This window comes from Pedobacter changchengzhani (genome assembly GCF_004354365.1).
GTDB classification, from domain to species: domain Bacteria; phylum Bacteroidota; class Bacteroidia; order Sphingobacteriales; family Sphingobacteriaceae; genus Pedobacter; species Pedobacter changchengzhani.
Genome location: NZ_SJCY01000005.1, coordinates 169,451 through 183,623 on the forward strand (window position 1 = coordinate 169,451; position 14,173 = coordinate 183,623).

Annotated in this window: 12 protein-coding genes and 1 tRNA gene; 6 read left to right on the forward strand and 7 right to left on the reverse strand. The window is 35.3% G+C overall.

Features of this window, described 5'->3' with window-relative positions; all coding sequences use genetic code 11:
- Positions 1 to 849: 849 nt before the first annotated feature.
- The 3 genes from EZJ43_RS09605 to EZJ43_RS09615 all read left to right on the forward strand — a co-directional run bounded on the left by EZJ43_RS09605 (position 850) and on the right by EZJ43_RS09615 (position 4,923).
- Positions 850 to 2,406 (forward strand): L-serine ammonia-lyase, iron-sulfur-dependent, subunit alpha, encoded by a 1,557-nt coding sequence (locus tag EZJ43_RS09605; protein ID WP_133262495.1) that lies wholly within the window; start codon positions 850 to 852, stop codon positions 2,404 to 2,406.
- Positions 2,407 to 2,518: 112 nt separating this feature from the next.
- Complete coding sequence (locus tag EZJ43_RS09610) at positions 2,519 to 3,901, forward strand: aminopeptidase P family protein (protein WP_133262496.1); 1,383 nt, start codon at positions 2,519 to 2,521, stop codon at positions 3,899 to 3,901.
- A 5-nt stretch (positions 3,902 to 3,906) separates the two neighbouring features.
- A complete protein-coding gene (locus tag EZJ43_RS09615; RefSeq protein ID WP_133262497.1) occupies positions 3,907 to 4,923 on the forward strand; it encodes a zinc-binding alcohol dehydrogenase family protein in 1,017 nt (338 codons plus the stop codon).
- A gap of 27 nt (positions 4,924 to 4,950) precedes the next feature.
- Here EZJ43_RS09615 and EZJ43_RS09620 read toward each other — a convergent pair whose 3' ends face one another.
- The 7 genes from EZJ43_RS09620 to EZJ43_RS17115 all read right to left on the reverse strand — a co-directional run bounded on the left by EZJ43_RS09620 (position 4,951) and on the right by EZJ43_RS17115 (position 10,010).
- Entirely contained in the window at positions 4,951 to 5,409 is a 459-nt protein-coding gene (locus tag EZJ43_RS09620; protein ID WP_133262498.1) for a hypothetical protein, read from the reverse strand.
- 5 nt (positions 5,410 to 5,414) lie between these two features.
- Positions 5,415 to 5,555, reverse strand: coding sequence for a hypothetical protein (locus EZJ43_RS17110; RefSeq protein ID WP_165953117.1), 141 nt, complete (start codon positions 5,553 to 5,555; stop codon positions 5,415 to 5,417).
- 286 nt (positions 5,556 to 5,841) lie between these two features.
- Positions 5,842 to 5,915: transfer RNA gene (locus EZJ43_RS09625), tRNA-Met, on the reverse strand.
- 298 nt (positions 5,916 to 6,213) lie between these two features.
- On the reverse strand, positions 6,214 to 6,675 hold the full coding sequence (locus EZJ43_RS09630) for a JAB domain-containing protein (protein WP_133262499.1): 462 nt from the start codon (positions 6,673 to 6,675) through the stop codon (positions 6,214 to 6,216).
- A 418-nt stretch (positions 6,676 to 7,093) separates the two neighbouring features.
- Complete coding sequence (locus tag EZJ43_RS09635; protein WP_133262500.1) at positions 7,094 to 8,260, reverse strand: hypothetical protein; 1,167 nt, start codon at positions 8,258 to 8,260, stop codon at positions 7,094 to 7,096.
- A 164-nt stretch (positions 8,261 to 8,424) separates the two neighbouring features.
- A complete protein-coding gene (locus tag EZJ43_RS09640) occupies positions 8,425 to 9,348 on the reverse strand; it encodes a restriction endonuclease (protein WP_133262501.1) in 924 nt (307 codons plus the stop codon).
- Positions 9,349 to 9,509: 161 nt separating this feature from the next.
- Entirely contained in the window at positions 9,510 to 10,010 is a 501-nt protein-coding gene (locus EZJ43_RS17115) for a hypothetical protein (protein ID WP_165953129.1), read from the reverse strand.
- 866 nt (positions 10,011 to 10,876) lie between these two features.
- Here EZJ43_RS17115 and EZJ43_RS09650 point away from each other — a divergent pair.
- The 3 genes from EZJ43_RS09650 to EZJ43_RS09660 all read left to right on the forward strand — a co-directional run bounded on the left by EZJ43_RS09650 (position 10,877) and on the right by EZJ43_RS09660 (position 14,032).
- Entirely contained in the window at positions 10,877 to 11,257 is a 381-nt protein-coding gene (locus tag EZJ43_RS09650; protein ID WP_133262503.1) for an START-like domain-containing protein, read from the forward strand.
- A 28-nt stretch (positions 11,258 to 11,285) separates the two neighbouring features.
- Positions 11,286 to 12,704 (forward strand): LptF/LptG family permease, encoded by a 1,419-nt coding sequence (locus tag EZJ43_RS09655; RefSeq protein WP_133262504.1) that lies wholly within the window; start codon positions 11,286 to 11,288, stop codon positions 12,702 to 12,704.
- Positions 12,705 to 12,820: 116 nt separating this feature from the next.
- Positions 12,821 to 14,032: a bifunctional 3,4-dihydroxy-2-butanone-4-phosphate synthase/GTP cyclohydrolase II gene (locus tag EZJ43_RS09660; RefSeq protein WP_133262505.1), complete on the forward strand. Its 1,212-nt coding sequence runs from the start codon at positions 12,821 to 12,823 to the stop codon at positions 14,030 to 14,032.
- Positions 14,033 to 14,173: the final 141 nt, after the last annotated feature.

Here is a 14,173-nt window from a genome sequence, read left to right on the forward strand (position 1 = left end):
TCCCGAAAAATTCGGGACAGCATGACGAGAAGCCTAAGCGTAACGTCAATAGAGCATGATTACCAACGTAACAGTTGTCAAACTCAGGTTTGTACGAAAAAACCGTCATTGCGAGGCACGAAGCAATCTTTACAGCTAAGATTGCCCAACAGCTTTAATGACAACAAATAAATTTTTAGAAAAGAGAGTGTTATAACCTAAGGTCGATAATTAATTAATATGTTCGAGAGTCAAAATGGTGTTTTGGGTTAAAGCGGCCGTCACCCTGAATTTAGTTCAGGGTCTTTATAGCAGGAAAGATGCTGATCCCGAAAAATTCGGGACAGCATGACGGGAAGCCTAAGCGTAACGCCAATAGAGCATGATTACCAACGTAACAGTTGTCAAACTCAGGTTTGTACGAAAAAACCGTCATTGCGAGGCACGAAGCAATCTTTACAGCCAAGATTGTCCAACAGCTTTAATGACAACAAATAAATTTTTAGAAAAGAGAGTGTTATAACCTAAGGTCGATAATTAATTAATATGTTCGAAATTCAAAATGGTGTTTTGGGTTAAAGCGGCCGTCACCCTGAATTTAGTTCAGGGTCTTATAGCAGGAAAGATGCTGATCCCGAAAAATTCGGGACAGCATGACGAGAAGCCTAATCGTAACGCCAATAGAGCATGATTACCAACGTAACAATTTTCGTACTCAGGTTTGCGCGAAAAAACGGTCATTGCGAGGTACGAAGCAATCTTTCAAGCTAAGATTGTCGAATACTTTAATGACTAAAAAATCGTCATTGCTAGGCACGAAGCAATCTTTACAGCTAAGATTGCCCAACATTTTAGAAACAAATTAACTAAATGAATAATTACCCGAGTATTTTTAATGATGTAATTGGCCCAGTAATGCGTGGCCCTTCAAGCTCTCACTGCGCGGCCTCGCTCCGTATCGGGCGACTTTGTAAAGACCTTATGGACGGGGAAATTACTCATATTTTAATCGAGTTCGATCCAACAGGTTCATTGGCAGATACACATACCGGGCAAGGTTCGGATATGGGTTTGTTTGGTGGGTTTTTAGGTTGGGAAGCCGATGATGAACGCTTACCGAGATCGGAAAAATACATAGCCGAGGCTGGAATAACGATTGAGTTTGCCGTACGCGATATTAAAGCTGCGCACTTAAACACTTATCTTATTACGCTAACTAATGATAAAGAAACGAGAACAGTAACTTCTATTTCTACCGGTGGCGGGATGATTGAAGTGGTCGCCATTGATGGTGTTGATGTTTCTATGTTAGGCGATTTTTACGAAACTTTAATTTATTGTAAAACAACCGATAAAATTGTAGAACTGATAAAAGCAGAAATGCCTTTCGATCATATTATGCTGCACAATGGCGATGCAACTTTTATTCAAATAAAGGCACAAGGGTTTCCAAGTGAATCGCTACAAGCGAAACTAGCAGCTTTAGCGGATTTTATATCCATCAAAAAATTAGGTGCAGTTTTGCCCGTTTTATCCCGCAAGGATGTAGCTGTTCCTTATACAACTTGTAACGAAATGCTGGCGTACAATAAAGATAAAAATCTGTCTTTGTTAGATTTAGCCATTCTTTATGAGCGTGAAAGAGGAAATATCTCTAAAGAAGAAGTTGTAGAAAAAATGCGCAAAATTGTACGCATACTAAAAGACTCTATTAAATCTGGTTTGCAGGGTACGGAATATGCCGATAGACTTTTGGGTAGCCAATCTGTTAATTATAAAAGTGCACTCGAAAAAAATAAACTGGTAGGTTCAGGCGCTATCGACAATGTGGTGATGTACGTTTCTGCATTGATGGAAGTAAAAAGTTCTATGGGTGTTATTGTTGCTGCACCTACGGCAGGTTCATGTGGTACTTTGCCAGGCGCCATCATTGGAAGTGCAGATTTTTTACAGGTTTCTGAAGATGATGCTGTAGAAGCCATGTTGGTTTCTGGCTTAATCGGTATTTTCATTGCTACCCAATCTACATTTGCAGGCGAAGTAGCAGGTTGTGGTGTAGAATATGGTTCTGGTGGTGGCATGGCTGCGGCCGCAATTGTTTACATGCAAAAAGGCACATTAGCGCAATCGCTCGCAGCTGCTTCAATGGTATTGCAAAGCACACTCGGCATGTCGTGCACGCCGATAGCAAATAGGGTAGAGGCTCCATGTTTAGGAAACAATATTATGGCTGCAACCAATGCTGTTACATTTGCAAATATGGCATTGTCTGGCTACGATCCGTTGCTCCCATTGGATGAAGTAATTGAAACCATGCACATTATAGGTATGGCAATTCCACACGAATTTAAGTGTACAAATATTGGCGGTTTATGCGCAACAAAAACTGCAAAAATTTTAGAGGCAAAATTAAATTCTTTAAACTAATTTATACAGTTTAAAGCAATTTTCTGTAAATGTTGCGGTGATTTATTGCTAAATTTGAATTTAATAAGTGTCAGTCAAATCATGCCATTAGGCATCATCAATCTCAATAAAAATGTTTAACAAAGAAATTTATATAGATAGAAGAAGAAAACTTTTAAGCACTGTAAATAGTGGCTTAATTTTGTTAATGGGTAATGAAGAAAGTAGTATAAATTACCACGATAATCAATATCCTTTTAGGCAAGACAGTAATTTTCTTTATTTTTTCGGCATTGATAGACCAGGATTAGTTGGTTTAATAGATGTTGATGCAAATGAAAGTATGCTTTTTGGCGATGATGTTAGTGTAGAAGACATTGTTTGGACCGGCCCGATGCCTTCTTTGGCGCAACAAGGATCGGAAGTTGGCGTTAGTAAAACTGCCAATTACAAAAGCGTACACAACTATTTAGATAAGGCTTTAAAAGCAAAGCAACATATTCACTTTTTACCACCTTACCGCCCAGAAAATGCGGCGAAGTTGAATTACTGGCTAAATATTCCGTTAGAAAAACTTAAGGATGAAAGCAGTGTAATACTTATAAAAGCAATTGTAGCGCAACGTGCGGTGAAATCTGCAGAAGAGGTTGCAGAAATTGAAATAGCTGTAAATACAACTATTGATATGCAAACTGAAGCTGCAAGATTGGCGCAAGATGGTGTTTCTGAAACACATATTGCCGGCGTAATTCACGGTATTGCGTTAAGTGCTGGCGGGCACCTTGCATTTCCAACTATTTTAACAGTAAACGGACAAATTCTGCACAACCATTCTCAAGGTAATATTTTGCACAACGGGCAAATGTTATTGGTAGATTGTGGCGCAGAAACCGCCATGCATTATGGTGGCGACCTTACGCGTACTTCGCCAGTAAGCCAAAAGTTTACCAGCAGACAAAAAGAATTATATGATATTGTTGTGGATGCACACGAAGCTGCGGTTAACTTTTTAAAACCGGGTAAATATTATAAAGATGCACATTTATTGGCTTGCGAAACTTTAGTAAATGGATTGAAAAGTGTGGGTTTGATGAAAGGCGACACTAAAGATGCTGTTGCCCAAGGTGCACATGCCATGTTTTTTCAATGTGGTTTAGGCCATTTAATGGGTTTAGATACCCACGATATGGAAGATTTAGGCGAACAATATGTTGGCTATACCGACGAATTGAAAAAAAGTACACAATTCGGTCTAAAATCATTACGGTTAGGTCGCCAAGTTGAAGAAGGGTTTGTGTTAACGGTAGAACCGGGAATTTATATCATTCCGGAATTGATCGATTTGTGGAAATCGGAAAACAAATTCTTAGATTTTATCAACTATGATAACCTAGAAAAATATAAGGATTTTGGTGGCATAAGGATTGAAGAGGATTTGTTGATTACCGAAAATGGCAACCGTATTTTAGGTAAAAACCTACCAAGAAATACCGAATTGCTAAAACCAAATAATTAATCGACATGAAAACATTAGTCTGTACGGAGCCTGGTAATTTTGAATATCAAAATGCTGAACAACCTGTTTTAGAAAAAGGGCGAGCTATAATTAAAATTAAAAGAATAGGCATTTGCGGTACCGATATTCATGCTTATGAAGGTGTGCAACCATTTTTCGAATATCCAAGAATTTTAGGTCACGAGTTGGCCGGCGATTTAATATCGTTTGATGATGCACCGGGATTTAAAATCGGCGAAGCGGTAACCATTGCGCCGTATTTTAGTTGTGGTACTTGTATCGCTTGTCGCAGTGGTAAACCAAATTGCTGTACCAGTATAAAGGTTTGTGGGGTGCATCAAGATGGTGGCATGGTAGAGTATCTTTCTGTCCCTTCATCATCGTTAATACATGGCGAGGGTTTAAGTTACGATGAACTTGCTTTGGTTGAGCCTTTAGCCATTGGTGCACACGGTGTGAGAAGAGCTGGAGTGCAGAAAGGCGAATTTGTTTTGGTAGTTGGCGCTGGACCAATTGGTTTAGGTACTATGGAGTTTGCGCGCATTGCTGGAGCTAAAGTTATCGCTTTAGATATTAACGACCAACGCCTTCAGTTTTGTAAAGATAAATTGGGCGTTACTCATACTATAAATGCTTTAAGTAACAATATAGTTGGTCAATTGGCCGAAATTACAAATGGAGATATGCCGACCGTAGTGATTGATGCTACAGGTAATTTAAAGGCTATTAACAACGCATTTGAATATATGGCGCACGGTGCAAGATATGTTTTAATCGGATTGCAGAAACAGAGTATTAGTTTTAATCATCCAGAATTTCATAAACGTGAGGCAACTTTAATGAGCAGTCGTAACGCTACTGCACAAGATTTTGATCATGTAATCGCAAGTATGAAGAGTGGCGCAGTTAATCCAGCCACTTACATTACCCATCGCATTGCTTTTGATGATGTTAAAGATGAGTTTAAGAAATGCTTGGATCCTGCAAACGGCGTAATAAAAGCAGTTATCGAAATTAATTAATTTTTAAAGTATTTAAGCAAACCGCATCTATTGCGGTTTGCTTAAAACTCTTTCGTGTACTTTAACCTTAAAATTATTGCTTTTTTTGGTAACTGAATTTACAATTGTATAAAAATCATCGCCTTTGTTTTTATAAATGCTATCCCCAATTTGTACAATACCCAACATTTCTTCGGGCATTGGTAAGGCTCTTCCATCATCAAATTTCATCTCTTTAAAATAGGCTTTACGTGGCTCGTTGTAAATGCCGACCACTGTGTTTTTTAGCGCTACCATTTTAACGATATTGTCTTTTTCAGAACTGCTTATTTGTTTAATGAAAAACCAAAATCCACCAAAAATTAATGCGAAAAAGAACATCACAATCTGAAAAAAACTAATTTTTGTATTGTATTTCTTTGTGTACCAGTTTGCTGTAATCATGATTGCGACCATGAAAAAGAACAAGCCGAACATAATCAGCATCATCATCTTGTCTCCGCTCATGTTGGTTATTTAGCTGGTTTTTTGTTTTTTAAACTTAGTGCAGACTTGGCATTTAATGCCGACACAACTTTTTTTCCTGTTCTTGCCTCTAATTCTTTTTTAGCAACACTTGCAACATTCCATGTTGCGTCGCTTTTGCTAGTCAAAGTTTAAAAACCTGATTTCTATAATTATTTTGCTGAAAATCATATTCCATTGGCGTTATACTTAGGCTCATCGTCATGCTGAATTTATTTCAGCATCTTTCTTGCTATTAAAACCCTGATCCCGATGAATCGGGCCAGGGTGACGGTGTCTAAAAACAGTAAATAAACTTTCCGTTAGTTATTGCTTATCCTACTAATTACTTAGCAATTTACGCATATCTAAACATCAAGCCTACAAAATTTTTTAAACAAAAAAAGCCCACTTTTCAGTGCGCTTTTAAATCAGTAGCGGGGAGCAGGATCGAACTGCCGACCTCAGGGTTATGAATCCTGCGCTCTAACCATCTGAGCTACCCCGCCGGGTTTTTAAACATTTACAAAACGTGTAAATATTCGAATGGTTATTTTTTCGAATTGCAAATATAGAACAAATTAATTTTTTTTTGAAATGAAATGTGAAATATACTGTAACAAGCTGTTAATCCATTAATTATATGACTTATATCAAATCGTTTATTGGTTTTAAGGGTTAAATAATATTGAAATTTTAATTTTTTGTAATCTTCATATGCGATTCTAAAGATAGATTTAGATTCGCATATAAATAATTTATTTAGTGTAAATATTGCTTTTTTGTCTCATATATATCTCATTTAGGTTAAATCATTCCTTCATCAAGGAAACTATAATACCCATATTCAGTAATTATGACGTGATCAAAAACTACTATTTCCAACAGCTTCCCACATTCAACTAATTTTTTTGTTAACCGTATGTCTGATTCACTCGGTCTTAAATTCCCACTAGGATGGTTATGTGCAACTATTATCGAGGAACAGTTACCTTTTAAAGCAGTAGCAAATACAATCTTAGGATCAACAACAGTTCCACTCACGCCACCTATTGAAATGTCAGCCAAACCAAGAACTCTATTTGCTCTGTTGAGTAGGATGACTTTGAACTCCTCTAGGAAGTTAATTCTCCCTTTATCCCACTCTTGTTTTAAAAGTTGATACGTTTCCAATGAAGATGTAATCTTAGGGCGCTCACTAATTTTGTAATCTGGTGTGTAGGTTACTTGTACCTCACATAATCTTAAACTGTTTTCTATCTGTACCATAGTATTTAATTAATTATGGTACTCAATCCACCTTTCAAACCAATTAAGCAAAGGAGGAACGGAATAAATGGGTTGTGTGGGGGCTACGTGAGCGTTTATGCCGGAAATTCCTTTAAGCGTATTGGGTGGACAAGGTTAAATTTGTATAATAATTGATAGATACTCTACTCTCTCTCCCTCTTCAATATCCAGTTTTCAATCTATCTCTTACTTTTAAGGGGTAGGTTTATTTTTTGGATATTGATCAAATGCCACTTACCATGTTGATAGAAATCCTTTTGATCCGACTTAATATTGGAACGCAAAATTGATCTAATAAAATTATATAAGACGAGTAAATGTAATCTGTTCCGTTCAACATAAGCCTCATTGTTGGGTCTGCGAGCCCAACGAGGCCTTAGCTGTTAGGCGATGTTTTTTACCAATCCATATTTGCTGAGTTATCAAAATCTGACATTAATTTATCTGAAAATATTCTCATAATTTCCATACTCCCAATAGCTGTAGAATAAAAACCATTAGAAGCCATTGTTAATATTGTAGGTAGTTCACATTCTTGGGTATAGTACATGATAGGTTCTAAGGAATCCTTCCATAAAAAACTTATGAATTTCTCAATTAATTCTATTACTTCTACTTCTTTAAATGAAAGCTGTCCATTTAGAGAAAATCTGTTTTTTGTCTTTTTATGATTCATAATAACTGGAACTGCCCCTGCATTTGAGTGAAACATAAATGCATTACCATTTTTTCCAAAAGCTCCGTGTGCTACAAAATTGCGAAGTTGTTGTCGTACGATTAATAAATCATTGTAAAATTTTGAAATTTCATTCGTTGTTATCGGAATTGCAGATGTGAATTTTGTTTTCCATTCTGCATCAATTAAGTTAGAAATTTCCTTTCCAGTTGTTACATTTTGTGAAATTACTGCAATATGAATAAATAAGTGTTCTGTCCAACTAAAGAAGGCTTCAATGCAGGAGATTGCAAACCAATTAGATTTTTGAGAATACTCAAAATCTAATGAAGTAATTATTATAGTTTCACTTGATTGTGATTTAGTTACTTTTTTTTCAGTTTTACCTTTGTTTTTAAGATATATTTCATAATTTTCCTTATATAATTTTAATAAGAAATCAAATCTTTCAAATAGTTTTGAATTATTATTATTTATATTAAATTTTGAACTATTAACAGCTTCTTGAGCTATATAATCATAAAATGGGCGAGCAGATTTAACAGCTCCGTTAATTTTTTTTACAATTTCTTCAGCATATTTTTCATCTTTTTCAGCATCTTGAATAAAAAGACCAATGCCAAATTTTCTATGTTCAATTAAAAAAGCTTTTCCATTGTAATCAATTGGAATTGAAAATGCAATCTTTTCAAATTTTCCAAGATTTTTGAAACCGAGTAAATCGACGAATAAAAAATATAATAAATAATATTCAGGAAGATTATATCCCGATTTACTTCGTGTAGCAGTAAATAAAAATTTTTCGTTAGCTTTGGTTTTAGAATCTATTTCCTTAATCGGTAATAAGATTTTTAAAGCGATTTGTTTGTATTTTTCTTGATCAATCAAATTCTTGTTTTTTCGGAATTTCTAAAATATTGCATAGGCTCGTTTTGCTAATTTGTGCAGAAATGGCATTGTTTGCAGAACCATTATTGCATCACACCAAATTAACTAATTATTTAACATAAATCACCGTCCGCCGTTTTTTTGTTAGAAGTAGTGCTTTATTGTTAAATGCCAATTATTCTGTAAAATAGTTCGCCAGTCTGCGATGCATTTCTTCGTTTTATATAAAGCATATCTGTTAATTTAATTCTACCTTCGAGAACCTGCATTAAATCTACCCCGTCCATTAAAATTATCGAGTTCAGCGTTGAGCTTTTGGTTTTCGTGCTTTCTGACGAGTATCCTTCTAAAGAAATATAAAGTCCTAAAGTGTTTTTTAATTTCCCGGTTATTTTGCCACCAAATCCATAAAGGTCTTGTGCGTCAATTTGTTTCTTTTGCCATTTTGCCTCCATAAGATAGTCTGTATTATCAAATGTGAACGTTCCATCAATCTGTTCTCCTGTTATTTTGAAAGAGTTTTTTGGGTCGAGGTCAAAGAAAAAAAATAGTTCTTTTAGGAATTTTTCAAGTTGATGCCCACGTTGTTGATGATTATCATTTAAGGCAATAGCAAAAAATTCAGTTTTTAGTTCGTCTAATTTTTGTTGATATGTGATGCTTTCTTTAATTTTTGCTTGATTACTTTCTCTTGATTTTTCTGTTTTCTTCAGTTCTTCAATTGTGTCAAAATAACTTTTTGTATTTAACCTTAACTTTTCAACAGATGCTTTTGCTTTTCGTATTTTGTCTTCGCTATTGTCCCAAATTTTCAAGTGAGAGAAATCATTTAAGTTGCCAGTTTCTTGTATGAGTTTTAACAAATCAATTTGATATATATCTTGACGTTTACTCATTCTATCTATAAGTTGCGAAACACTCTCAAGTTTAGTATTTTCATTCCAGTTAATTGTCGAAACTATTAGCGGGTTTTCAATTATCAGTTCAATAAATTGTCGTAAATCTTTCTTAGTCCAAAAAACATTTGTCAATGCATCTTTAAGAGCAAGTAATGATTGAACTGACACTTTTTTTTCTGTAAAACTCATATTGTCTGTGTTTGTCGGTTTTGCAGTATTACTGCTAAAGTTTTGAAAATTTGCGCATAAATGGCATTAATAGCAGTTCCATTGTCAGCCAGTACCAAACTTAGTAAATAACTGATGAATTAACGTAAACCACCGTCAGCCATTTTTGAATAATTTTGCTGTTAGTTGCCGTTTAATTCTTTTTCAGCAAGTATGTAAAATGGATCTATACTACCCGCGTAGTCAGAATTAATTGCAAATGGCAGAAAACCATGCTCTTCAAAAGTCGTGAAAAATAAAGGCAATTCCTTTTTATAAGTATCATAAACTTTTTGATATTTAGCTCTTATTTTTTTAACTGGATGATTTCGTTTTATGTATTGAATTTCTCGAAAAAATCTTACGTCTTCGTCAATTCTGTGAAATGTATCGGTTTCGCTAAGTAAATTAATGTCTATTGGTAAATTTCCTTCTGTCGTTTTATATAGGTTTTTTATTGATTGGCACAATAGAATAAACTCGTATTTTTCCGTAAAAGGTATTTTGTCAAAAACAATAATTTCATTTGATAAGCGCTTATCAACATAAAGTCCAAAACCCTCTAATGCCCCTTCCTCTCTATTACTTTCGTCTTTATAAGCGTCAATAAGTGCTAAACCATAATATGCTTGAATATTTGACATTTGGGTGAAATTAAATTCGCCAAAAGTCAAGATACCTCTGAAATAAACATTTATTAAGGACAGTCGATAAAAAAGTACTTGGGCGTACTCAACTAAATATGTACAATAATAATCTATGGAACGTTCTTCATCCTTATTAAAAACCAAAATTGTGTCGGAGAAAACAACGGTCTGTAAAGCAAAATGTTTGTGCACTTTTAGAGTATCAAAAATTGCAAATATTTGGTCAACCTTGGTAGAGTTTGTCCTTACAAGATCTTCAAAACCTAAAATGTCGATGTATAGGAATGTTCGGTTCATAAATGGCAGGTAACTTATATGTGTGTTGTAGTAGTTATTTTAAATATATTGCATTAAGACGCTCAAATGCACATTTCCTTAGCTGTGACACCAAATTTTGAGTTGTAGCTGTTAGTAAGTAACTACTACATCCGCTTATAATCGGGTAAATTTTGATCGAGCATGATGGCTAATTTAGTTTCTACAATGTATAAATTTTATATCAAAAATCAAATGCGGCTTTCACTAACAGGTGATATCCGAACACCTAAACATGCAGCTTCCCTGATTATTCGGCCAAGTTAAGTATTAGTAAATTAGCAACCTTACGGCAATCCGTAGTCGGCGGTTTTTTCTGAAAAATCTATTGCTGTTATTATCTTACGTGTTTTTAAGCTGGAACATTTCATATTCTTGTTAATTTCTACCAAAAACAAATATCGCTCACCTCATTTCCAAGCAAAATGTTTATAAATAAATAGCAACCCAACTTTTAAGAGTTGCAAATGATGAATAAATTACCTTTCTTTAGGAAAATTAATATTAAAATAATCAGTCAAGTTTTTAGCTGAGTAGTAGAAAATAGCATGGCAGAAAAGAAAAAATTCACGCTTGAGTACGAGATTAAATCTTCACCAAGAATATTATATACTTTTATAAGTGAGCCTAATGGATTATCGCAATGGTTTGCCGATGACGTTAATTTCCGTGATCAGGTTTACACCTTTACCTGGGATGACGAGGTGCTTAAAGCTAAATTAGTTTCGATAAAAGAAAATAAACTAATTAAATTTAAGTGGTTGGATGATGAGCCTCAATGCTATTTCGAAATGGAAATTGTGCAGGATGAGCTAACAAATGATGTAGCGCTTTCTATCACCGATTTTTGCACTGATGAGTTACTTGCCGAAAAGAGATTAATTTGGGATAATCAAATAGATTATCTGATTAGTGTTTTAGGCGCATAATTTCCTGTCTTTTGGCTACCTTTGAAGGGTGAAAAAAATACATCTTCTTTTAATAAAATCATTTATAAATCCATTCATTGCCACCTTTTTTGTGGTGATGTTTATTTTATTGATGTTTTTTTTGTTCAAATACGTTGATGATTTAATTGGTAAAGGCTTTGAGTGGTACACTATTTTAGAGCTGATGTATTACCAATCGTTGGTTCAAATTTCTATGGCATTACCACTTTCGGTATTGCTTTCCTCCATCATGACGTTTGGCACACTTGGCGAAAACTACGAATTGGTGGCCATTAAATCGGCCGGTATTTCGTTACAGAAAGCAATGCGGCCGTTATTTGTTGTTATTTTATCGCTCACAGTAGCCTCTTTGTTATTTTCGAATTATATTTTGCCGAAAGCCAATTTAAAACTTGGTTCAGCACTTTTCGATGTAACCAAAACTAAGTTGGCTTTTTTAATTAAGCCCGGTGTTTTCAATAACAGTATTCCAAATTACTCCATCCGGGTAGATAGTAAAGATAACACCGATAAATTATACGGTTTAATTATTTACGATCATAAAGGCACGAACGGTATCCCTAAAATTATAATGGCTAAAGAGGGCGAAATGCTCAAAACCGATGATGGAAAATTTCTGATTATTAAACTTAAGGATGGCATACAGTATGAAGAACAATCTGGAAAAGCAGGAAGTTATAATCCCCGCCAGATTTTAAATCGCACTCGTTTTAACGCCACTGAAATAAGATTGGATTTATCAACATTTGGAATGAGTAAAACCGATCCAAAAGCGTTTGGCACAAGCACTCAGGTACTAAATTTAAAGGGAATTAGTCGAAAGCAAGATTCGCTCATCAAAAAGATGGACACCATCAATCGTTTCACTAAAATTTCTATGGCAGCCAACTACAAACAAAATGATGTAGCAAGAGGTTACACCAAAATTAAAGTAAAGCCAATTGTAGTAGGTACCGATATTTTAAAAAATATTCCAAAAGATTACCGAATGCAGACTTTACAAAATGCAACTGCCACATTAACCAACGTAAGTCAATACCTCGAAAACAGAGTGCCAGCACATACTAACTTGGAGGGTGAAATTATTTTTACGAGTGTAGAATATCAACGGAAGTTTACGTTAGCGGCTTCGTGTATATTGTTGTTCTTTATAGGAGCACCTTTGGGCGCCATCATCAGAAAAGGTGGTATGGGTTTACCAGTTGTAATTGCGGTTGTATTTTTCTTAATTTACCATATTATTACTACTGTGGCCGAAAAATCAGCGAGAGATGGTTCCTTAAATCCTGTGTTTGGCATGTGGCTGGCGTTTATTATTTTATCGCCGTTGGCAGCTTTTTTAACTTATAAAGCCACAGCAGATTCTGCTTTATTTGATTTGAACTATTATAAACAATTTTTCATCAAACTTTTAAAGATCAAGTAGTCTTAACATATCCTTTTCCTTTACTTAGAAATGATATTTTTTTCGGTGTTTTGCTTAATAAGGTTGTACCTTTGTGCATAAAATCCGTTCAGGGTTTTTATTAATTGTACGCAAAAATGCAAGCAAAATTAAACTCAATACAAGAGGCAATCGCCGATATAAAAGCTGGTAAAGTAATTATAGTTGTTGATGATGAAAACAGGGAGAACGAAGGCGATTTTTTAACCGCTGCAGAAAATGCAACGCCTGAGGTAATTAATTTTATGGCTACTTATGGCCGAGGATTAATATGCGCATCACTCACCGAACAGCGTTGTAAAGAATTAAATTTGAATTTGATGGTAGGCAAAAATACGGCTGCTTACGAAACTAATTTTACTGTTTCGGTAGATTTGGTTGGCAATGGCTGTACAACTGGTATTTCGGCAAGCGACCGCTCTAAAACGATAATGGCGCTGGTAAATCCGCAAACCGAACCTGAAGAACTAGGCAGACCCGGACATATTTTTCCATTAATTGCCAAAGATGGTGGCGTAATTAGAAGAGCCGGACATACCGAAGCTGCGGTAGATTTGGCCCGTTTAGCGGGAATGAAACCAGCGGGTGTTTTAGTAGAAATATTGAAAGAAGATGGCGAAATGGCTCGCTTACCTGATTTGTTTAAGATCGCAGCACAACATCAATTAAAAATAATTTCTATAGAAGATTTAATCGCTTATCGTTTAAATATCGATAGCTTAATAAAACAAGAAGTAACCATTAACTTGCCTACGGAATGGGGAAATTTTAAAATGACTGCCTATACCCAGTTAGATAATGATGCGACACATTTAGCGATATCGAAAGGCGAATGGAATGCTGATGAACCTATTTTAGCCCGTGTACATAGCTCTTGCGTTACCGGAGATATTTTTGGTTCTTGTAGGTGCGATTGTGGACCACAATTGCATAAAGCGTTAGAAATGATTGAGAAAGAAGGTAAAGGAATTGTAATTTATATGAACCAAGAGGGTAGAGGTATTGGACTTGTAAATAAATTACGTTCGTACAATTTGCAAGATGCTGGTTTTGATACTGTAGAAGCCAATATAAAATTAGGTTTTAAAGGCGATGAACGCGACTACGGCGTGGGCGCTCAAATCTTACGTTCAGAAGGTGTAACTAAAATGCGCTTAATGAGCAATAACCCAACCAAGAGAGCAGGTTTAATTGGTTATGGATTAGAAGTGGTGGAAAATATTCCGATTGAAATTGAAAGCAATAGCCACAACGAAAGATACCTTAAAACCAAACGCGATAAAATGGGGCACTCGATTATGAAGGGATAGTTTTTTGGTTGAAAGTAGAAAGTTAAAAGTTGAGGGTTGAAGGTTTAGCGTTAACAATTATCTGAAACTTAGGCTTACCTTCATGCTGTCCCGAATTTTTCGGGATCAGCATCTTTCCTGCTATAAAGACCCTGAACTGAA